This is a genomic window from Mycobacterium sp. 1245801.1 (genome assembly GCF_001673055.1).
GTDB lineage: Bacteria > Actinomycetota > Actinomycetes > Mycobacteriales > Mycobacteriaceae > Mycobacterium > Mycobacterium europaeum_A.
Genome location: NZ_LZKY01000204.1, coordinates 40,140 through 59,955, shown reverse-complemented (window position 1 = coordinate 59,955; position 19,816 = coordinate 40,140). Strand labels below are relative to the sequence as shown.

The 19,816-nt window shown below is 66.7% G+C and carries 17 protein-coding genes and 2 tRNA genes; 9 read left to right on the top strand and 10 right to left on the bottom strand.

Annotation, left to right across the window (positions count from 1 at the left end):
• The first annotated feature begins 193 nt into the window (after window positions 1-193).
• The 5 genes from gyrB (at window position 194) to A5622_RS13055 (ending at window position 6,135) form a co-directional block, all read left to right on the top strand.
• Entirely contained in the window at window positions 194-2,227 is a 2,034-nt protein-coding gene (gyrB, locus tag A5622_RS13075; protein WP_066861829.1) for a DNA topoisomerase (ATP-hydrolyzing) subunit B, read from the top strand.
• Between the two features lie 50 nt (window positions 2,228-2,277).
• A complete protein-coding gene (gene gyrA / locus A5622_RS13070; RefSeq protein WP_066861826.1) occupies window positions 2,278-4,797 on the top strand; it encodes a DNA gyrase subunit A in 2,520 nt (839 codons plus the stop codon).
• A gap of 78 nt (window positions 4,798-4,875) precedes the next feature.
• Window positions 4,876-5,769, top strand: coding sequence for a DUF3566 domain-containing protein (locus A5622_RS13065; RefSeq protein WP_066878909.1), 894 nt, complete (start codon window positions 4,876-4,878; stop codon window positions 5,767-5,769).
• Between the two features lie 71 nt (window positions 5,770-5,840).
• A tRNA-Ile gene (locus A5622_RS13060) sits at window positions 5,841-5,914 on the top strand.
• A 148-nt stretch (window positions 5,915-6,062) separates the two neighbouring features.
• Window positions 6,063-6,135: transfer RNA gene (locus A5622_RS13055), tRNA-Ala, on the top strand.
• Window positions 6,136-6,139: 4 nt separating this feature from the next.
• On the opposite strand, the gene A5622_RS13050 is transcribed toward A5622_RS13055, so the two are convergent.
• Entirely contained in the window at window positions 6,140-6,703 is a 564-nt protein-coding gene (locus A5622_RS13050; RefSeq protein WP_066861819.1) for a TetR/AcrR family transcriptional regulator, read from the bottom strand.
• A gap of 196 nt (window positions 6,704-6,899) precedes the next feature.
• On the opposite strand from A5622_RS13050, the gene A5622_RS13045 reads away from it, so the two are divergent.
• Window positions 6,900-8,114, top strand: coding sequence for a cytochrome P450 (locus A5622_RS13045; protein WP_066878907.1), 1,215 nt, complete (start codon window positions 6,900-6,902; stop codon window positions 8,112-8,114).
• Window position 8,115: 1 nt separating this feature from the next.
• Here A5622_RS13045 and cwsA read toward each other — a convergent pair whose 3' ends face one another.
• Window positions 8,116-8,550: a cell wall synthesis protein CwsA gene (gene cwsA, locus A5622_RS13040; protein ID WP_066878905.1), complete on the bottom strand. Its 435-nt coding sequence runs from the start codon at window positions 8,548-8,550 to the stop codon at window positions 8,116-8,118.
• 160 nt (window positions 8,551-8,710) lie between these two features.
• Here cwsA and A5622_RS13035 point away from each other — a divergent pair, with 160 nt between their 5' ends.
• On the top strand, window positions 8,711-9,259 hold the full coding sequence (locus A5622_RS13035; RefSeq protein WP_066861810.1) for a peptidylprolyl isomerase: 549 nt from the start codon (window positions 8,711-8,713) through the stop codon (window positions 9,257-9,259).
• Between the two features lie 23 nt (window positions 9,260-9,282).
• Here the strand turns inward: A5622_RS13035 and A5622_RS13030 are convergent, their stop codons facing one another.
• Entirely contained in the window at window positions 9,283-9,708 is a 426-nt protein-coding gene (locus A5622_RS13030) for a PH domain-containing protein (RefSeq protein WP_066878903.1), read from the bottom strand.
• Window positions 9,709-9,863: 155 nt separating this feature from the next.
• The gene (crgA, locus tag A5622_RS13025) at window positions 9,864-10,145 is read right to left on the bottom strand and encodes a cell division protein CrgA (protein WP_066861804.1); all 282 of its coding nucleotides are present in this window, start codon (window positions 10,143-10,145) and stop codon (window positions 9,864-9,866) included.
• A gap of 129 nt (window positions 10,146-10,274) precedes the next feature.
• Between crgA and A5622_RS13020 the strand changes: the two genes are divergently transcribed.
• A complete protein-coding gene (locus A5622_RS13020; RefSeq protein ID WP_066878901.1) occupies window positions 10,275-11,018 on the top strand; it encodes a DUF881 domain-containing protein in 744 nt (247 codons plus the stop codon).
• A gap of 48 nt (window positions 11,019-11,066) precedes the next feature.
• Window positions 11,067-11,753: an aminodeoxychorismate/anthranilate synthase component II gene (locus A5622_RS13015; protein ID WP_066878900.1), complete on the top strand. Its 687-nt coding sequence runs from the start codon at window positions 11,067-11,069 to the stop codon at window positions 11,751-11,753.
• On the opposite strand, the gene pknB is transcribed toward A5622_RS13015, so the two are convergent.
• From pknB to A5622_RS12985, 6 genes are read right to left on the bottom strand one after another with little or no spacing between them, the layout of a single operon-like run.
• On the bottom strand, window positions 11,731-13,611 hold the full coding sequence (gene pknB / locus A5622_RS13010; RefSeq protein WP_066878898.1) for a Stk1 family PASTA domain-containing Ser/Thr kinase: 1,881 nt from the start codon (window positions 13,609-13,611) through the stop codon (window positions 11,731-11,733). The two genes, A5622_RS13015 and pknB, sit on opposite strands and share 23 nt — an antisense overlap.
• Complete coding sequence (locus A5622_RS13005) at window positions 13,608-14,891, bottom strand: serine/threonine-protein kinase (RefSeq protein WP_066861792.1); 1,284 nt, start codon at window positions 14,889-14,891, stop codon at window positions 13,608-13,610. The genes pknB and A5622_RS13005 overlap by 4 nt, the downstream gene beginning before the upstream one ends.
• On the bottom strand, window positions 14,888-16,366 hold the full coding sequence (pbpA, locus tag A5622_RS13000; RefSeq protein ID WP_066861789.1) for a D,D-transpeptidase PbpA: 1,479 nt from the start codon (window positions 16,364-16,366) through the stop codon (window positions 14,888-14,890). Before pbpA ends, A5622_RS13005 begins: the two co-directional genes overlap by 4 nt.
• Entirely contained in the window at window positions 16,363-17,772 is a 1,410-nt protein-coding gene (locus A5622_RS12995; protein WP_066861786.1) for an FtsW/RodA/SpoVE family cell cycle protein, read from the bottom strand. Before A5622_RS12995 ends, pbpA begins: the two co-directional genes overlap by 4 nt.
• Window positions 17,769-19,274: a PP2C family serine/threonine-protein phosphatase gene (locus tag A5622_RS12990; RefSeq protein ID WP_066861784.1), complete on the bottom strand. Its 1,506-nt coding sequence runs from the start codon at window positions 19,272-19,274 to the stop codon at window positions 17,769-17,771. The genes A5622_RS12995 and A5622_RS12990 overlap by 4 nt, the downstream gene beginning before the upstream one ends.
• A complete protein-coding gene (locus A5622_RS12985; protein WP_007771646.1) occupies window positions 19,271-19,738 on the bottom strand; it encodes an FHA domain-containing protein in 468 nt (155 codons plus the stop codon). The genes A5622_RS12990 and A5622_RS12985 overlap by 4 nt, the downstream gene beginning before the upstream one ends.
• Window positions 19,739-19,816 lie beyond the last annotated feature (78 nt).

The window sequence follows — 19,816 nt, the reverse complement described above, 5'->3', positions numbered from 1 at the left end:
AGGACGACGCGGACCCCCTCGACGCACGTCGGGACGCGGCGAGAATAAAGAAATCGTGCGCACGGCGCGGTTAGCTGGGTAGAAACGCGGCCAGAAAATCGGTGCGGATGCCTGTTCACGCTAGACTGGCAGGATGCGACTGTTGCGGTGACTGGAACCGCCCGCATGAAACCCCAAGGAGAGCATTCCGACCGTGGCTGCCCAGAAGAAGAAGGCACAAGACGATTACGGCGCTTCAGCGATCACCGTGCTCGAGGGCCTCGAGGCCGTCCGCAAACGCCCCGGTATGTACATCGGGTCCACGGGTGAGCGTGGTCTGCACCACCTCATCTGGGAGGTGGTGGACAACTCGGTCGACGAGGCGATGGCCGGCTACGCCGACAAGGTCGACGTCCGGATTCTCGACGACGGCAGCGTAGAGGTCTCCGACAACGGGCGCGGTATTCCGGTCGCGATGCACGCCACCGGTGCCCCCACCGTCGACGTCGTGATGACGCAGCTGCATGCGGGCGGCAAATTCGGCGGCGAGAACAGCGGCTACAACGTCAGTGGTGGTCTGCACGGCGTCGGTGTGTCGGTGGTCAACGCGCTCTCGACCCGGCTCGAGGTCGACATCGCCCGCGACGGCCACGAATGGTCGCAGTATTACGACCGCGCGGTCCCCGGCACCCTCAAACAGGGCGAGGCGACCAAGCGCACCGGCACCACGATCCGGTTCTGGGCCGACCCGGAAATCTTCGAGACCACCGAATACGACTTCGAGACGGTGGCGCGCCGGCTGCAGGAAATGGCCTTCCTCAACAAGGGTTTGACCATCAACCTCACCGACGAACGGGTGAGCAACGAAGAGGTGGTCGACGAGGTCGTCAGCGACACCGCCGAAGCGCCCAAGTCGGCGGAGGAGAAGGCCGCGGAATCCACTGCGCCACATAAGGTTAAGCACCGCACCTTCCATTACCCCGGTGGCCTGGTCGACTTCGTCAAACACATCAACCGCACCAAGAGCCCGATCCAGCAGAGCATCATCGACTTCGACGGCAAGGGTCCCGGCCACGAGGTCGAGATCGCGATGCAGTGGAACGGCGGTTACTCGGAGTCGGTGCACACCTTCGCCAACACCATCAACACCCACGAGGGCGGCACGCACGAGGAGGGCTTCCGCAGCGCGCTGACGACAGTGGTCAACAAGTACGCCAAAGACAAGAAGCTGCTCAAGGACAAGGACCCCAACCTCACCGGCGATGACATCCGCGAAGGCCTGGCCGCGGTGATCTCGGTCAAGGTCAGCGAGCCGCAGTTCGAGGGCCAGACCAAGACCAAGCTGGGCAACACTGAGGTGAAGTCCTTCGTGCAGAAGGTCTGCAACGAACAACTCACGCACTGGTTCGAAGCCAACCCCGCGGACGCCAAGGTCGTGGTCAACAAGGCGGTGTCGTCGGCGCAGGCCCGCATAGCCGCCCGTAAAGCACGAGAGTTGGTGCGCCGCAAGAGCGCAACGGATCTCGGGGGGCTGCCCGGCAAGCTCGCCGACTGCCGCTCCACCGATCCGCGCAAGTCGGAACTGTATGTGGTGGAGGGCGACTCGGCGGGCGGCTCGGCCAAGAGCGGCCGCGACTCCATGTTCCAGGCCATCCTGCCGCTGCGCGGCAAGATCATCAACGTCGAAAAGGCCCGCATTGATCGGGTTCTGAAGAACACCGAGGTCCAGGCGATCATCACCGCGCTGGGCACCGGCATCCACGACGAGTTCGACATCGCCAAGCTGCGCTACCACAAGATCGTGCTGATGGCCGACGCGGATGTCGACGGCCAGCACATCTCGACATTGCTGCTGACGCTGCTGTTCCGTTTCATGCGACCGCTGATCGAACACGGGCACGTGTTCTTGGCGCAGCCGCCGCTGTACAAGCTGAAATGGCAACGCAGCGATCCCGAATTCGCCTACTCCGACCGCGAGCGCGACGGCTTGCTGGAGGCCGGCCAGAAGGCGGGCAAGAAGATCAACAAGGACGACGGTATCCAGCGTTACAAGGGTCTTGGCGAAATGGACGCCAAGGAATTGTGGGAAACCACAATGGATCCCAGCGTCCGAGTGCTGCGCCAAGTCACACTCGACGACGCCGCGGCCGCCGACGAGCTGTTCTCCATCCTGATGGGCGAGGACGTCGACGCGCGCCGCAGCTTTATCACCCGTAATGCCAAGGACGTTCGCTTCTTAGATGTCTAGACGGCTGAGCGATTCAGACCGGCCACCGTTGACCGACCAACGAGGAATTCATGACTGACACCACGCTGCCGCCTGGCGACGACTCCGTCGACCGGATCCAACCGGTCGACATCCAGCAGGAGATGCAGCGCAGCTACATCGATTACGCGATGAGCGTGATCGTCGGGCGTGCGCTGCCCGAGGTGCGCGACGGTCTCAAGCCGGTGCACCGGCGCGTGCTCTACGCGATGTACGACTCCGGGTTCCGCCCGGATCGCAGCCACGCGAAGTCGGCGCGGTCGGTCGCCGAGACGATGGGTAACTACCACCCGCACGGCGACGCGTCGATCTACGACACGCTGGTGCGCATGGCGCAGCCGTGGTCGCTGCGCTATCCGCTCGTCGACGGCCAGGGCAACTTCGGCTCGCCCGGCAACGACCCGCCGGCCGCCATGCGGTACACCGAGGCGCGACTGACCCCGCTCGCGATGGAGATGCTGCGCGAAATCGACGAGGAGACAGTCGATTTCATTCCCAACTACGACGGTCGTGTGCAGGAGCCGACCGTGCTGCCGAGCCGGTTCCCCAACCTGCTGGCCAACGGCTCGGGCGGTATCGCCGTGGGAATGGCGACCAACATCCCCCCGCACAACCTGCGCGAGCTGGCCGAAGCCGTCTACTGGTGCCTGGACAATCACGAAGCCGACGAAGAGGCGACGCTGGCCGCGGTCTGCGAGCGGGTCAAGGGTCCGGACTTCCCCACCCACGGTCTGATCGTCGGATCACAAGGCATCCACGATGCGTACACCACCGGCCGCGGGTCGATCCGGATGCGCGGAGTCGTTGAGGTAGAAGAGGATTCACGCGGCCGCACCTCGCTGGTGATCACCGAGTTGCCCTACCAGGTGAACCACGACAACTTCATCACCTCGATCGCCGAGCAGGTGCGCGACGGCAAGTTGGCCGGCATCTCCAACATCGAAGACCAGTCAAGCGACCGCGTCGGCCTGCGCATCGTGGTGGAGATCAAGCGCGACGCCGTCGCCAAGGTGGTGCTGAACAACCTCTACAAGCACACCCAGCTGCAGACCAGCTTCGGGGCGAACATGTTGTCGATCGTCGACGGGGTGCCGCGCACGCTGCGCCTCGACCAGATGATCCGCCACTACGTCGCGCATCAACTCGACGTGATCGTCCGCCGCACCACCTACCGGTTGCGCAAGGCCAACGAGCGCGCGCACATCTTGCGCGGTCTGGTCAAAGCGCTCGACGCGCTCGACGAGGTGATCGCCCTGATCCGCGCGTCGGAGACCGTGGAGATCGCCCGGGCCGGCCTGATCGAGCTGCTGGACATCGACGAAATCCAGGCCCAGGCGATCCTGGACATGCAGCTGCGCCGGCTGGCCGCCCTGGAGCGCCAGCGCATCGTCGACGACCTGGCCAAGATCGAAGCCGAGATCGCGGACCTGGAAGACATCCTGGCCAAGCCGGAGCGGCAGCGCCGCATCGTGCACGACGAGCTCGCCGAGATCGTCGACAAGCACGGCGACGAGCGCCGGACCCGGATCATCGCCGCCGACGGTGACGTCAACGACGAGGACCTGATCGCCCGCGAGGACGTCGTCGTCACCATCACCGAGACCGGTTACGCCAAACGCACCAAGACCGACCTGTACCGCAGCCAGAAACGCGGCGGCAAGGGTGTGCAGGGCGCCGGCCTGAAGCAGGACGACATCGTGCGGCACTTCTTCGTGTGCTCCACGCACGACTGGATCCTGTTTTTCACCACCCAGGGCCGGGTCTACCGGGCCAAGGCGTACGAACTGCCGGAGGCGTCGCGAACGGCGCGCGGTCAGCACGTCGCCAACCTGCTGGCGTTCCAACCCGAGGAGCGCATCGCCCAGGTCATCCAGATCCGCGGTTACGAGGATGCCCCGTACCTGGTGCTGGCCACCCGCAACGGGCTGGTGAAGAAGACCAAGCTGACCGACTTCGACTCCAACCGCTCGGGCGGAATCGTGGCGATCAACCTGCGCGACAACGACGAGCTCGTCGGCGCGGTGCTCTGCTCCGCCGACGAGGACCTGCTATTGGTCTCGGCCAACGGCCAGTCCATCCGGTTCTCGGCGACCGACGATGCGCTGCGGCCGATGGGCCGAGCCACCTCGGGTGTGCAGGGCATGCGGTTCAACGCTGACGACTACCTGTTGTCGCTCAACGTGGTCCGCGAGGGAACCTATCTGCTGGTGGCAACGTCTGGTGGGTATGCCAAGCGCACCGCGATCGAGGAATATCCGGTGCAGGGCCGCGGCGGCAAGGGCGTCCTGACGGTGATGTACGACCGCCGGCGTGGCAGGCTGGTTGGTGCGTTGATTGTCGATGAGGACAGCGAGCTGTACGCGATCACCTCGGGAGGCGGCGTCATCCGCACCGCAGCGGGCCAGGTCCGCAAGGCGGGACGGCAGACCAAGGGCGTGCGCCTGATGAACCTCGGTGAAGAGAACACGCTGCTGGCCATCGCCCGCAACGCCGAGGCGAACGCGGACGAAGTCGTCGAGGAAATCGACGGTGCCACGGAGTCGGACAGCTAGTCGGTAGCGAGCCACTAGACTCAGCCCGATGACGGTCGGGCCGCGTGGCGGGCCGAGTAGGAGACCTAAGGAGTCGGGGTGACCTCACCGAACGAGCCGGGCGCCCCCAAAAAGGGGGATGCCCCCAACGGGGATGGTTCGGTTGAGCGAGCCGGTGTGCGCCGCGCGGCGCCACCGGCACCGGGTGGCCGCGCCCAAGACGGTGGGGACGGGCCACCGTGGCAGCGCGGCGGCACCCGACCCCAGCAGCCGGGTCCTCGGCATAACGAACCGCCCACCGAGAAGCGGCCCTCGGGCCAGGCCGGCGGCGTCGAGGCCCGGCTGAACCGCTTCATCTCCGGCACCGCGGCGCCCGGCGCCGGCGCTCCGGCGCACGCCAAGGAGCCTGAGCCCGCGCCCGCCCGCGCCGAGACCTCTGCGACCGAGGCCTACGCGAGCGAGTTGCCGGACCTGTCCGGTGGAGTGCCGCGCGGCCCGCACCGCAAACCCGCGCCCGAGCGCCCCGCCGAGTCGCCGAGCGCGTCGGGGTCCGGACGGTCGGCCACCGCCGAAAGCCGGGAAGGCCGGGATAACCGGGACAACCGGGTGCAGGTGTCACGGCGAACGCGGGGCCCGGTGCGGGCCAGCATGCAGATCCGCCGCATCGATCCGTGGAGCACCCTGAAGGTGTCGCTGCTGCTCTCGGTGGCGCTGTTCTTCGTCTGGATGATCGCCGTCGCGTTCCTCTACCTGGTGCTCGGCGGCATGGGCGTGTGGTCGAAGTTGAACAGCAACGTCGGTGACCTGCTCAACAACACCAGCGGCAGCAGCGGCGAACTGGTGTCCAGCGGCACGATTTTCGGCGGCGCGGTCCTGATCGGGCTGGTCAACATCGTGTTGCTGACCGCGATGGCCACCATCGCTGCGTTCGTCTACAACCTGACCACCGATCTGATCGGCGGTGTCGAGGTGACGTTGGCGGATCGGGACTAGCAGTGGACGCTGCGTTTTTGGGAGTCGGGCGGGGAGTGCGGTAATCTCGTCGCTCGGCCGTACGCGAGTACGGGCCTATAGCTCAGGCGGTTAGAGCGCTTCGCTGATAACGAAGAGGTCGGAGGTTCGAGTCCTCCTAGGCCCACAACCATGTGCCCGTCAAGACGTTGCGTAAGACTCGCACTGCCGCTGGGACTTATCGCCGTATTGGCAGCGGTGGCGTGGTCCCGACGCGGAGTCGAGGTCTGGCACGTGGCTGTGGATGACCAAGGTCAACCACCCAGTCACGATGAGGGGCCTTAGCTCAGTTGGTAGAGCACCGCCTTTGCAAGGCGGGTGTCAGGGGTTCGATTCCCCTAGGCTCCACAAGTCACGCCCCTTCCCCGGCTCCCGCGTAGGACGAGCCGAGAAAGCGTTCCACCAGGGCCCGCTCGGCGGCGGCATCTTTGAGCGGCCAGCCCCACAGCGCCAGGAAAACGCGGATCAGCCACTGCGCCGCCAGCGGATCGTCGTGCCCGGGCCCCAGCATCTCGGCGGCCAGGGCCGTCACGATCGGTGAGTTGATGACCCAATCGCTGACCGGGGCGGCGTGGATCGAGCGCATGAGCTGGGCCAGCGGATCGGAGCGCAGCCGTTCGAGCGCCATGATGGTGGCGGTCACGACCCGCTGGGGGCCTCGAAGGTCCTCGATGGCGTCACGGGTGGTGTCCACGATGCGGGCGGCCTGGATGCGGATCACGGCGTCGCGGATCGTCGCCTTGCCGCCGGCATGGCGATAGATCGTCGCCGGTGAGCAATGCACCCGGGCGGCCAGGGCTTCGATCGAGAAATCCTCGTATCCCCGGCGGGCGATGAGGTCGGCCGCCGCGGTATAGATCCGTTCGGCGGCTTCGCTACCGCGGTCGCGGCCCACCAACCAATCACTCCCAGTCATCCGTCCATGCTGCACCGCCTGCGGGCTACGGAAACGCTTTTCTCAGGCCGAGAATTCACTACGCAGATTTCTCAGCCGAAGTTGCTGCTGGCGACTGGTGGGCGCCGCCAGCGGCGTTCGGCCGCGAGCCGCGAACGTTCCTCAACTTTCCCGCATGCCATTGACCCGCCGGTGAGCTGCATCGAGCCTGAAACGCATGGCCGTGTTGGACAAGGCGATCCGATTCTTCGGCAGCGAGGCGATCCAGGACCCGTACCCGCTGTATGACCGGATGCGCGCCGAGGCGCCGGTGCACCGCATCGGCGACTCCGTCTTTTACGCGGTATGCGGTTGGGACGCGGTTCTTGAGGCCGTCGATCGGGTAGGAGACTTTTCGTCGAACCTCACGGCGACCATGGTGTTTCACGAGGACGGCAGCGTTACACCGTTCGATATGGGACCGCCGGGAGCCTCGATGCATACATTGGCCACCGCGGACGACCCAATTCATGCGATGCACCGGAAGATCCTGCTACCCCATTTGTCGGCCAAACGCGTTCGGATCATTGAAGAATTCGCCGCACAGACCGCGGACCTTCTCTGGGAGGAGAATCTGCGCGATGGTCAGATCGAGTGGATGAGCGCGGTCGCCAACCGGTTGCCGATGATGGTGGTCTGCAAGCTGTTGGGTCTGCCCGACGATGATGTCGACAGGCTCATTCGGCTCGGCTACGCCACCACCACCTTGCTCGACGGGATCGTCACACCCGACCAGCTCACAGCGGCCGGAGTCGCCGCAATGGAACTCTCCGGCTATGTCCTCGAGCACTTCGAAAAGTCAAGCGACAACAGTGAAGACGGTCTGATCGCCGATCTGGCAGCGCGCTGCACATCGGGTGAACTTGAACAGCTGCCAGCGCTCGGCATCATGCTCACCCTCTTCAGTGCCGCGGGAGAATCGACGGCGTCGCTGCTCGGCAGCGCGGCCTGGATACTTGCCGATCGCCCCGGGATCCAACAACAACTTCGCGAAAACCCGCAATTGCTAAGTAGTTTCATCGAAGAGACGCTGCGCTTTGAGTCGCCGTTTCGCGGCCATTACCGCCACGTGTGGCGCGACACCACGCTGGGTGGGGTCGAGGTGCCGGCCGGCGCGCACTTGTTACTGATGTGGGGAGCGGCGAACCGCGACCCGACACACTTCGTGGATCCGAACGAGTTTCGGCTCGATCGCGCGTCCGCCAAGGGCCACGTGAGTTTCGGTAAGGGCGTGCATTTCTGCGTGGGTGCCGCGCTGGCCCGCTTGGAGGCCCACATCGTGCTGCGGATGCTGCTCGAGCGCACTTCATGGATCGATGCGACCGACGTCGGCGAATGGCTGCCGAGCGTCCTGGTCCGTCGCCGCGAACGGCTTCAGCTGGCTGTGCGGTGATCTAGGGCCGCGGCTGCACCTCGACGCTGGGCGGCCGCGACTGGGGATCCTGGGGCTTCGCCCGCACCGAGCGCCGGATGATGCTGAACGCCGCGGCGCCGCCGGCGAGGACGGCGACGGCGACACCCGCGAAGACCAAGGGGCGCTTGCCACGACGCTGCGCGCGCCGTGCGTCCTGCAGGGCCTGGGGCAGGCTCGTCACCACTTCCTGTGCGGCGGCCAGCTCCTGGGCAAGGGTCTCCTGGGCCGCGGCGAGGTCCCGGGCCAGCCGCCCCTCTTGATACCGGCGGCGCAGCTGCGCCGCGGTCGACTGCGCGGACTGGACACTCAGGCCGACCACCCCACGGGTGAGGTCTACCGGTCCCTGCGCCGAATAGCTCAGGCCGCGGGCCAATCGCTGCCGCGGCGTCAGCCGGGAATCCGCCTTCGCGCTCATCTGTCGCCTTTCTGTCCCGTGGAACGAGCCGGCCGTGACACCGACCGGGTAACTGAACAGACTGCCAGCATAGGGACGTCGTCGTCGGTCGTGCGCGCGCGCGGCGATTTCGATGACGGTCCGCGTTGGGTGACACCGCGTGCGGCAACGCCCACCCGTAGTGGCAGACTCTCATGCCGTGACCAACAGCCCCTTTCAGACTGCTACCGCGACGCTCCACACCAACCGCGGCGACATCAAGGTCGCCCTCTTCGGAAACCACGCGCCCAAGACCGTTGCCAACTTCGTCGGCCTGGCGCAGGGCACCAAGGAGTACTCGACGCAGAACGCATCGGGAGGCTCTTCGGGCCCCTTCTATGACGGCGCGGTCTTCCACCGGGTGATCCGGGGCTTCATGATTCAGGGTGGCGACCCGACCGGAACCGGTCGCGGCGGCCCGGGTTACAAGTTCGCCGACGAGTTCCACCCCGAACTGCAATTCGACAAGCCCTACCTGCTGGCGATGGCCAACGCGGGCCCCGGCACCAACGGCTCGCAGTTCTTCATCACCGTCGGGCAGACCCCGCACCTGAACCGGCGCCACACGATCTTCGGCGAAGTGACCGATCCGGAGTCGCAAAAGGTCGTCGACGCCATCTCCACGACGAGCACCGACGGCAACGACCGTCCGACCGAGCCGGTCGTCATCGAGTCGATCACCATCTCCTGAACCCGGCACCAGCCGCGGGCCGCTCAGGGCTGCTGGCGGCCCGCGTAGCCGGCTTCGGTGAGCGCGTCGAGCACCTCCACCGGGTCCGTCCCGAGGTCCCATCGGGAGAACAGCACCAGGTCGCCGTCGGCGGTCTCGACCTCGAGTAACCGCACCTTGCGCCCGTAGCGGCGGAACTCCATGATGCGGATGATCTTGATGTCGGAATGCTGCAATACCTGCGTTCGGAACCAGCCGCGCAGCATCAGCCCGCCGGTTGTGATTGCCAGCTTGGGACGCGCGCGCCACGACACGCCGGCAAACAAGAGCAGACCCGCCGCGGCAACGCCCGCCAGAATCCGCCCGGGCGGGTCTGTGACCACGGTCACAGCCGCGATAGCCATCAAAACGCCCGCGGCTCCACAACCAGCGATTCCCGCCGTTTGCGGCTGCCATTGTGTTTGCTGCATGCGGTCCTTAACCCCTCCCACCACCGGCTATGCAGTTATCCACATCAGCTATCAACAGTGGGGATAAATCACACGCGTGTGATTGGGTGGCCGGAAAGTTGCTGACGCCGTACCAAATCAACCCGGAAATGAATTCATTACACCGACCGTCCCGCTCAGTGCCAGCGCATCGTGAGCAACAAACCGGTGATCATGAAAGCGAACGCGATCGCATAGTTCCACGGACCCAGTTGCGCCATCCAGTTCAGGGCGGCCGGGGCCTGGCTCCCGACGGCGGCCAGCTGGAACACCATCAGCCAGACGAGGCCGATCAGCATGAGACCGATGAACAGCGCGACGAACCACACGCTCGACGGCCCGACCTTGACTTTCACCGGCGTGCGGCTGACCGCGCCGACGGTGAAGTCGTTCTTCTTGCGGACCTTGGACTTGGGCATGATTACCTCGCGGATTACCTCAACGACACGGTGAGCGGGACGGGGTGCAACGATAAACAGTGCAGTCGCACCCATAGCTTGGCTACGAGACTAACTCACCTGGGACGGTGACCAGGAAATGGAGACTCGATGATCCAGACGCGCCGGTCGCCATGGCGCTTCGGCGTCCCGGTGGTGTGTCTGCTGGCCGGCTTGTTGCTCGCCGCAACCCACGGAGTCTCCGGCGGCGCCGAGATCCGCCGCAGCGACGCCCCGCGCCTGGTGGACCTGGTCCGTGAGACGCAGTCGTCGGTGAACCGTCTCAGCGCCCAACGCGAGCAACTGACCGCCAAGATCGATGCCGCGCACGGCCGCTCCTCGGACGCCGCACTGTCGGCCATGCTGCGGCGTTCCACGCAACTCGCGGGCGAGGCGGGGATGAGCCCGGTGCACGGGCCGGGCCTGGTGGTCACGCTGGCCGACGCCCAGCGCGACGCCAACGGTCGCTTCCCGCGCGACGCCTCCCCCGACGACCTGGTGGTGCATCAGCAAGACATCGAGGCCGTGCTCAACGCGCTGTGGAGCGCCGGCGCCGAGGCGATCCAGATGCAAGACCAGCGGATCATCGCCACGTCGGTGCCGCGCTGCGTCGGCAACACGCTGCTGCTCAACGGGCGGACCTACAGCCCGCCGTACACGATCACGGCGATCGGCAACGCGGCGGCCATGCAAGCCGCCCTGGCAGCCGCTCCCCTGGTGCTCCTGTACAAGCAATACGTGGTCCGCTTCGGCCTCGGCTACGACGAACAGGTGAAGTCCGACGTGCAGGTCGTCGGTCATACCGAGCCCGACCGGCTGCATTTCGCGCAGCCCAACGGCCCCATCGGCTACTGACGTCCACTGACCAGTCACACCGGCGGCCGCGGACGGTAACCTGACACGATGCGGATCCTGGTTGTCGACAACTACGACAGCTTCGTGTTCAACCTGGTGCAGTACCTCGGTCAGCTGGGTGTGGACGCCGAAGTCTGGCGCAATGACGACACCCGGCTCGCCGATCAGTCCGCCGTCGCCCGGCAGTTCGACGGGGTGCTGCTCAGTCCGGGGCCGGGCACCCCGGAACGCGCGGGCGCCTCGATTCCGATGGTTCGTGCCTGCGCCGCCGAGCGGACGCCGCTGCTCGGGGTCTGCCTGGGGCACCAGGCCATCGGCGTCGCATTCGGCGCCACCGTCGACCGCGCCCCCGAACTGCTGCACGGTAAGACCAGCAGCGTCCATCACACCAATGCCGGTGTGCTGCAAGGTCTTCCGGATCCATTCACCGCAACCCGCTACCACTCGCTGACCATCCTGCCCGAGTCGCTGCCGCCGGTGCTGCAGGTTACGGCCCACACCCCGAGCGGCGTGATCATGGGCGTGCGGCACACCGATCTACCGATCCACGGCGTCCAGTTCCACCCGGAGTCGATCCTCACCGAGGGTGGCCACCGCATGCTGGCGAACTGGCTCGCCGATTGCGGGTGGGAGCGCGACGACACGTTGGTGCGCCGGCTCGAGAATGACGTGCACGCCGCGGTGCGGCCGTATTTCCCGGCCGATCCGACGGCTACTGACCGAACTTCAGCGTGATGATGCCGTCGCGGTTGACCCCGGCGCCCGCCGGCGGGTTCTGATACACCACCCGATGCGATTGGGAGCTGCCGGCGTCGACGTCGGCGCCCTTGTCCAGGATGCCCGTCCAGCCCAGCGCCCGTAGCCGCGGTTCGGCGTCCGTCCAGAACATGCCGGACAGGTCAGGCATGACGAACTGGTTGCCCTTGGACACCTGCAGCTCGATCACCGAGTCCACCGGAATCATCTGGCCCTTGGGCGGATTGGTGCCGATCACCTCGCCGGCCGGGCGAGTACTGTCCACCTGCACCTGGGTGACCTTGCTGAAGCCGTAGACGGTCAGGTTCTTCTGCGCGATGTCCACGGTCTGGCCGGCGATGTCGGGGACCTGCTTTGTCTCGGGCCCGGAGCCGACGATGAGGGTGACGACATTGGTGATCGCCGACGTCTGGTTGGCCGGCGGGTTGGTCCCGATCACCTTGCCCAGCAATTCCGGGGTCGACGGCGAGTTGGCCTGCTTGAACTTGCTGAAGCCCGCGGCCTTCAGCTTGGCGACCGCGTCGGCGTAGCTCAGCGAGGACACGTCGGGCACCTCGCGCTGTTCGGGGCCGGTGGAGACATTGATGGTGATCTCGTCGCCCGCATTGACCGACGCGTTGGCGCCCGGGTCGGTACCGATGACGTGATCGGGCGGGATCGTCGAATCCGGCTTCTGCAATGTGCGGGTCTTGAACCCCCGGTTCTGCAGCGCCGCGATGGCATCGGCGGACACCTGCCCACGCACGTCGGGCACCTGCACGTCCCGGGCGCTCCCCCCAAAGGTGTTGAAAGCAATGACGACAACGATCGTCAGGACGGCCAACGCCGCCACCGCGACAATCCAGCGGCCGACCGAACCGACGCTGCGGTCCTCGCCCGCGTCGGCGAGAACCTGACGCGGCAGCGGGTCGGTACGCGTCGGGCCGACGCCGGCGGGCCCCGAGGACAGCAGCGAGCTGCGGTCGGCGTCGGTGAGCACCTTGGGAGCTTCGGGCCTCTCGCCGTTGTGCACCCGGATCAGATCGGCCCGCATCTCCGCCGCCGTCTGATAGCGGTTGTCGGGATTCTTGGCCAGCGCCTTGAGCACCACGGCGTCGAGGTCGGCGGAGATGCCGTCGTGCCGCTGCGAGGGGGGGACCGGGTCTTCCCGAACATGTTGGTAAGCAACGGCAACGGGTGAGTCGCCGGTGAAAGGCGGTTCACCCGTGAGGATTTCGTAGAGCACGCAACCCAGGGAGTACACGTCGGAACGCGCGTCGACCGTATCGCCGCGGGCCTGTTCGGGGGACAGGTACTGCGCGGTTCCGATCACCGCGGCGGTCTGGGTGACGCTGTTGCCGCTGTCGGCGATCGCGCGGGCGATGCCGAAGTCCATCACCTTGACCGCGTTGGTGGTGCTGATCATGATGTTGGCCGGCTTGACGTCGCGGTGGATGATGCCGTTCTGGTGGCTGAAGTTCAGCGCCTGGCACGCGTCGGCGATGATCTCGATGGCCCGCCGCGGCGGCAGCGGCCCATCGGTGTGCACGATGTCGCGCAGGGTGACGCCGTCGACGTACTCCATCACGATGTAGGGCAGCGGCCCGGTGGGCGTCTCGGCCTCGCCGGTGTCGTAGACGGCGACGATCGACGGGTGATTCAACGCGGCGGCGTTTTGCGCCTCGCGCCGGAAGCGAAGGTAGAAGCTGGGGTCGCGGGCCAGATCCGCGCGCAGCACCTTGACCGCGACATCGCGATGCAAGCGGACGTCGCGGGCCAGGTGAACCTCGGACATACCCCCGAAGCCGAGGATTTCGCCCAGTTCATAGCGGTCGGACAGGTGCTGCGGCGTGGTCATTGCGGTGTTCCGTGTCGGGCCGGCGCGTGGTGGAAGCCGGAAGTCCCTATTGTCCCGTTATCCGGCCAATTGAGCCGCATGCCGGGCTGTGCCCCCGAACCGCTCGGCGTCTTGCTCGCCGGCGGCGCGGACGCGGGTGGGGTTCCGGTATCGGTCACGGTCGGCGGCTGTTGCTGCTGGTCCGCCCGCGAGTTGATAACGATGAGCACCGCGATGATGATCGCGAGCGCGCCGAGCACCCCGGCGGCCCACAGCAGGGCCCGCTGGCCCGACGAGAAGGTCCGCCTGGCCGGCGGCGGGCGATGGCCGCCCGTGGTCGGCCGCGACCGGCGGGGTGCGGCACTGCGGCCCGGCGACACCGCGGCGGCGCGGGTGGTGGGGCTGGACGGAATGGCCGCCGGCGATGCGCGGCCCGGAGGCGGTGACTGGCTGGGCCGCGGCGGCCGACGGCCGGCGCGCACCGCGGCCACGGCGTCGGCGAACGGCCCCCCGCTGCGATAGCGCATCGCGGGGTTCTTCACCAGCGTGATCTCGATCAGTTCGCGCACGTTGGGCGGCAGCTCCGCGGGCAGTGGCGGCGGCGGTTCCTTGATGTGCTTCATCGCCACGGTCAGGGCGCCGTCGCCGGTGAACGGCCGCTTGCCCGAAACAACCTCGTAGCCAACGACTCCCAGCGAGTACACGTCGCTGGACGGGGTGGCGTCGTGACCCAGGGCCTGTTCGGGCGCGATGTACTGGGCGGTCCCCATCACCATCCCGGTCTGGGTCACCGGTGCGGCGTCGACGGCCTTGGCGATACCGAAGTCGGTGATCTTCACCTGGCCGGTGGGGGTGATCAGGATGTTTCCGGGTTTGACGTCGCGGTGCACCAGGCCGGCCGCGTGCGCAACCTGCAGGGCCCGACCGGTCTGCTCGAGCATGTCCAGCGCGTGCCGCAGCGACAGTCGGCCGGTGCGCTTGAGCACCGAGTTCAGCGGCTCACCGTTGACCAGCTCCATCACCAGGTAGGCGGTCCGGCCCTCCCCGTCGAGCTGGCTCTCGCCGTAGTCGTGGACGGCGGCGATGCCGGGGTGGTTGAGCATGGCGGTGGTGCGCGCTTCGGCGCGGAACCGCTCGATGAACTCCGGGTCCTGGGAGAACTCCTGCTTGAGGACCTTGACCGCGACGCGCCGGCCCAGCCGGCTGTCCACCGCCTCCCACACCTGACCCATGCCGCCGGTGGCGATCAGGCGCTGAAGGCGGTATCTGCCAGACAGCGTCACACCAACTCGCGGGCTCATGGTCCTCCCTGTAGCGCAGCCTGGATCACAGCCCGTCCGATCGGCGCGGCGAGTGCACCCCCCGTCGCGGACAGGCGGTCGGCGCCATTCTCCACCAACACCGCCACGGCGACCTTCGGGGTCTGCGCGGGCGCGAACGCGATGTACCACGCGTGCGGCGGGGTGTGCCGCGGATCGCTGCCATGCTCTGCGGTACCAGTCTTCGATGCGATCTGCACGCCGGGAATGGCCCCTTTCTGCTGTGCGACCTTCTCGGCGCCGACCATCAGCTCTGTTAGCTTAGCGGCGACCTGCGGCGACACGGCGCGCCGCTGCTCATAGGGTGCTGTGGTGCTGATGGTGGTCAGGTCGGGCCCCTTGAGGCTGTCGATCAGGTAGGGCTGCATCGTCACCCCATCGTTCGCGATGGTCGCGGCGATCTCGGCGTTTTGCAGGGGTGTCATAGCGACATCCTTCTGCCCGATGCTCGTCATGCCCAGCGCCGCGGCGTCCGGAATGATCCCGATGGTCGACTCCGCGACCTGCAGTGGGATGACGCTGGGCGTGCTGTCCAGCCCGAACGAGTGCGCCATGTTGCGCAGCGCGTCGGATCCGGTGAGGAGACCGAGCTGGACAAAGGCGGTGTTGCAGGACAGGGCGAACGCCTGCTGCAGCGACACCGTCGGCTCGTTTCCGCACGACTCCCCACCGTAGTTCTCCAAAGTGGCGGTGCTGTTGGGTAGCGGAATCGAACGGGCGGCGGTCAGCTGCTCGGTGTCGGAGGCACCGGCCTGCAGCGCGGCCGCGGTGGTGATCACTTTGAAGGTGGACCCGGGCGGGTAGGTCTCCGAGATGGCCCGGTTGGCCAGCGGATTGTCCGGGTCGTCCCGCAACTTCTGCCAGGCCTGCGCCTGCACCTCGGGATCGTGCGACGACAGCAGGTTGGGGTCGTACGACGGCGACGACACCATCGCCAAGATCCGGCCGGTCGACGGCTCGAGGGCGACCACGGCGCCCTTGCAGGGCGGACCGCCGCAGCCCTGTTGCATCGCGTCCCAGGCGGTCTGCTGGACCCGCGGCTTGATCGTGGTGTCGACGTTTGCGCCGCGTGGATCGCGCCCGGTGAAGAAATCGGCCAGCCTGCGCCCGAACAGCCGCTCGTCGGAGCCGTTCAGCAGCGGATCCTCGGCGCGTTCCAGACCGGTGCTGGAATAGCGCAGCGAGTAGAAACCGGTGACCGGCGCGTACACCGCGGGGTTGGGGTAGACGCGCAGGAAGCGGTAGCGGTTGTCGGTGGCGGCCGAGTAGGCCAACAGCTGGCCGCCGGCCACGATCTGGCCGCGCTGGCGTGAATACTCGTCGAGTAGGACCCGCTGGTTGCGCGGGTCGGCACGCAGCGAATCGGCGGCGAAGACCTGCGTCATCGTGGCGTTGATCAGAAGCAACACGATCAACGCCATCACGGTCACCGAGATCCGGCGCAGGGAGGCGTTCATACTTTCTCGATCACCTCGGTGCCGGCCGCCGCGATCGACGGCTGGTTGCGTGCGCGGGTGCGCAAGGGACGACGGGCGCTGTGCGAGATGCGCACCAGGATTGCCAGCAGCACGTAGTTCGCCAGTAAGGACGAGCCGCCGTAGGACATCCACGGCGTGGTCAACCCGGTCAGCGGAATGAGCTGGGTTACGCCGCCGACGACGATGAACAGCTGAAGCGCCAGCGTCGACGCCAGACCTGCGGCCAACAGCTTGCCGAAGCTGTCGCGGGTGGCGATGGCCGTGCGCAGCCCGCGCACGATGACGATGGTGTAGAGCATCAGAATGCTGGCCAGGCCCACCAGCCCGAGCTCTTCGCCGAACGCGGCGATGATGAAGTCGGTCGAGGCGGCGGGCACGGTGTCCGGCTGGCCGTTACCGAGGCCGGTGCCGAAGATGCCGCCGGTGGCAAAACTGAACAGCGACTGGACGATCTGGTAGCCGCTGCCGTCGGGGTCGGAGAACGGGTCCCACCACATCTGCACCCGCACCCGAACGTGGGCGAAAATGTAATACGCGACAACGCTTCCCGCGACGAACAGGACCAGGCCGATGCCCACCCAACTGAAGCGCTGGGTGGCCAGGTACACCACCACCAGAAACGACGTGTACAGCAATAGCGAAGTGCCGAGGTCCTTTTCGAAGGCCATCACGCCGACGGAGATCACCCACGCCGCCAGCAGGGGCGCGAGGTCGCGGGGGCGGGGCAGCGTCAAACCCATGAAATGCTTACCGACGCTGGTGAACAGGCCGCGCTTGGCGATCAGCACTGCGGAGAAGAAGATGAGCAGCAGAATCTTGGAGAACTCGGCGGGCTGAATTGAGAAGCCGGGCAAGCGAATCCAGATCTTGGCGCCGTTCTGTTCGGACAGCGATGCCGGCAACAGGGCGGGGATCACCAAAAAGATCAGGCCGACCAGTCCGCAGATGTAGCCGTAGCGCGCCAGTTGCCGATGGTCCTTCAAGAACGTGACCACCAGGGAGAAGGTCACCACGCCGATCAGGGTCCACAGCATCTGCTGGGTCGCGCTGGGGTGGTGCCGGCCGCTGAGCTGATTGGTGACCAGATCGAGGCGGTGAATCATCACTAGGCCAAGACCGTTGAGTAACGCCACAATTGGCAACAGCAGCGGGTCGGTGTAGGGCGCGAAGCGCCGGATGGCCATGTGTGCGGACCCGAAGACGACAAGGAACACCAGCCCGTAGCTGATGGCGGTCCAGTGCAGGTCGCGCTCTTGGTTGGCTTCGACTATCAGCAGCGCGGCGACGGTGATCAGTGCGGCGAAGCCCAGCAGCAGCAACTCGGCGTTGCGCCGGGTGGGCAACGGGGGGGTGACCGCGACCGGCGGCTGAAGCTGTGTCGTCATGCCACCGTCCGGCAATCGATGCCTGGTTGAAGTGGCGGCCCGGGAAGCGCGGTGACTGTCTGCGACGTGGTCGTCGGACCTGCCGGCGCAGAGTTCGCGGGGCCGTTGGCGCTCGTGCTCGGTGGGGGGCTGGCGCTCGAAGAGCTGGAGGTCGGCGGTGCTGGTGATGCGGTGGTGCCGGATTCTGGTGTTCCGCTGCGGGGGGCCGGCGATCCGGGCGGCGACGTGGCGCGCGGGGGCGGACAGATCGGCAGCAGATATTCCGCCAGCAGTTGCCGCAGTTGCGATTCGGCCTGGTCCAGGCTGCCGCCCGGCAGCCCGGTTTGCACCTGCACCTGTCCCGGGCGGCGCAGGTCTTGCAGCGTCATCAGCTGGCAGTTGGAGTGGCCGGATTGGCCGTAGCTGACCAGGGACAGCTCGTTGCGGGTGTTGAGGCAGCCCACCAGGTAGGGCTGCTGCAACGGGACGCCCAACAGGGTGCCCTGGATCCCGCGGACGATGGAGATTTTGCCGCTGTATTCCGCGACGTAGTAGTTGCGCTGGATGACCCACCATCCAACGGTGAGGCCGGCGAATACCAACAGCACCGCCAGCCCGACCGCCAGGAACATCTTCCGGCGCGACCAACGCGGCCGATTCGGTGTTTCCGGTTGCGGCGCAACGCGTTTGGCAGACTCGTCGCGCGGCCGGATCGCCGAGGCGCGTCCGGCGGAGGTGTTGGGCAGGGTCATCTGATCCTCGTCGCCCGACACCGCCCCGGCGAGGATCGGCTGGGTCTGCCCGTAGTCGTAGTCGACCACGTCGGCGACCACCACCGTCACGTTGTCCGGGCCGCCGCCGCGCAACGCCAACTCGATGAGGCGGTAGGCGGCCTCGGCGACGTCGGGGATCTGCAGCGCCTCGAGGATGGTCTCGTCGCTGACCGGATCCGATAACCCGTCGGAGCACAACAGATAACGGTCGCCGGCGCGCGCCTCGCGCATGGTCAACGTCGGCTCCACCTCGTGACCGGTCAGCGCCCGCATGATCAACGACCGCTGCGGGTGGCTGTGGGCCTCTTCCCGGGTGATCCGGCCTTCGTCGACCAAGGTCTGGACGAACGTGTCGTCCTTGGTGATCTGGGTGAGCTCACCGTCGCGCAGCAGGTAGCCACGCGAGTCGCCGATGTGCACCAACCCGATGCGGTCGCCGGCGAACAGGATCGCGGTGAGGGTGGTGCCCATCCCCTCCAGCTCTGGTTCGGCTTCGACCTGCGCGGCGATGGCCGCGTTGCCGGAGCGGACCGCATGGTCGAGCTTGGCCAGCAGGTCGCCGCCCGGCTCGTCGTCGTCGAGGTGGGCCAGCGCGGCGATGACCAGCTGGGACGCCACCTCCCCGGCGGCGTGACCACCCATGCCGTCGGCCAGCGCGAGCAGTCGCGCGCCGGCATAGACCGAGTCTTCGTTGTTGGCGCGGACCAGGCCGCGATCACTGCGCGCGGCGTATCGCAGAACCAGTGTCACGGGCGCAACTCGATCGCCGTTTTGCCGATCCGAATCGGCGTTCCGATTGGAACTCGTACCGCAGTCGTCACCTTCGCCCTGTCAAGGTAAGTACCGTTGGTCGATCCTAGATCCTCGACGTACCACTCCGAGCCGCGCTGAGACAGCCGGGCGTGCCGCGTCGAGGCGTAGTCGTCGGTGAGCACCAGCGTGGAGTCGTCGGCCCGTCCGATCAGTACCGGCTGTCCGCTCAGTGTGATGCGTCCGCCTGCCAGCGCCCCTTCGGTGACCACCAGATAACGGGCCGCATGCCGGCGCTGACGAGAAGGTAGCAGCGTGCTGCGCAAAGCCAATCCCCGTCGCACCATGACAGCACCGGTGGGCGCGTAGATGTCTGTCCGAAGGATCCGCAGCACGGACCAGATGAATACCCACAGCAGCATCAAAAATCCGGCGCGCGTCAGCTGCAGTACCAGTCCCTGCATCTGGCGTCCTTTCCGTCCTAACGTCGCATCCCTGGTGCCCGTGACTCCGAGCACATCGGCTACGTCACGATACTTGGA

Excerpts from the sequence above, each read along its gene's own strand:
- gyrA (WP_066861826.1), top strand. The coding sequence starts at position 2,278 with ATGACTGACACCACGCTGCCGCCTGGCGACGACTCCGTCGACCGGATC.
- A5622_RS13050 (WP_066861819.1), bottom strand. The coding sequence starts at position 6,703 with ATGACTGGGAGTGATTGGTTGGTGGGCCGCGACCGCGGTAGCGAAGCC.
- A5622_RS13045 (WP_066878907.1), top strand. The coding sequence starts at position 6,900 with ATGGCCGTGTTGGACAAGGCGATCCGATTCTTCGGCAGCGAGGCGATC.
- cwsA (WP_066878905.1), bottom strand. The coding sequence starts at position 8,550 with ATGAGCGCGAAGGCGGATTCCCGGCTGACGCCGCGGCAGCGATTGGCC.
- A5622_RS13030 (WP_066878903.1), bottom strand. The coding sequence starts at position 9,708 with ATGCAGCAAACACAATGGCAGCCGCAAACGGCGGGAATCGCTGGTTGT.
- crgA (WP_066861804.1), bottom strand. The coding sequence starts at position 10,145 with ATGCCCAAGTCCAAGGTCCGCAAGAAGAACGACTTCACCGTCGGCGCG.
- A5622_RS13020 (WP_066878901.1), top strand. The coding sequence starts at position 10,275 with ATGATCCAGACGCGCCGGTCGCCATGGCGCTTCGGCGTCCCGGTGGTG.
- A5622_RS13015 (WP_066878900.1), top strand. The coding sequence starts at position 11,067 with ATGCGGATCCTGGTTGTCGACAACTACGACAGCTTCGTGTTCAACCTG.
- pknB (WP_066878898.1), bottom strand. The coding sequence starts at position 13,611 with ATGACCACGCCGCAGCACCTGTCCGACCGCTATGAACTGGGCGAAATC.
- A5622_RS13005 (WP_066861792.1), bottom strand. The coding sequence starts at position 14,891 with ATGAGCCCGCGAGTTGGTGTGACGCTGTCTGGCAGATACCGCCTTCAG.
- pbpA (WP_066861789.1), bottom strand. The coding sequence starts at position 16,366 with ATGAACGCCTCCCTGCGCCGGATCTCGGTGACCGTGATGGCGTTGATC.
- A5622_RS12995 (WP_066861786.1), bottom strand. The coding sequence starts at position 17,772 with ATGACGACACAGCTTCAGCCGCCGGTCGCGGTCACCCCCCCGTTGCCC.
- A5622_RS12985 (WP_007771646.1), bottom strand. The coding sequence starts at position 19,738 with ATGCAGGGACTGGTACTGCAGCTGACGCGCGCCGGATTTTTGATGCTG.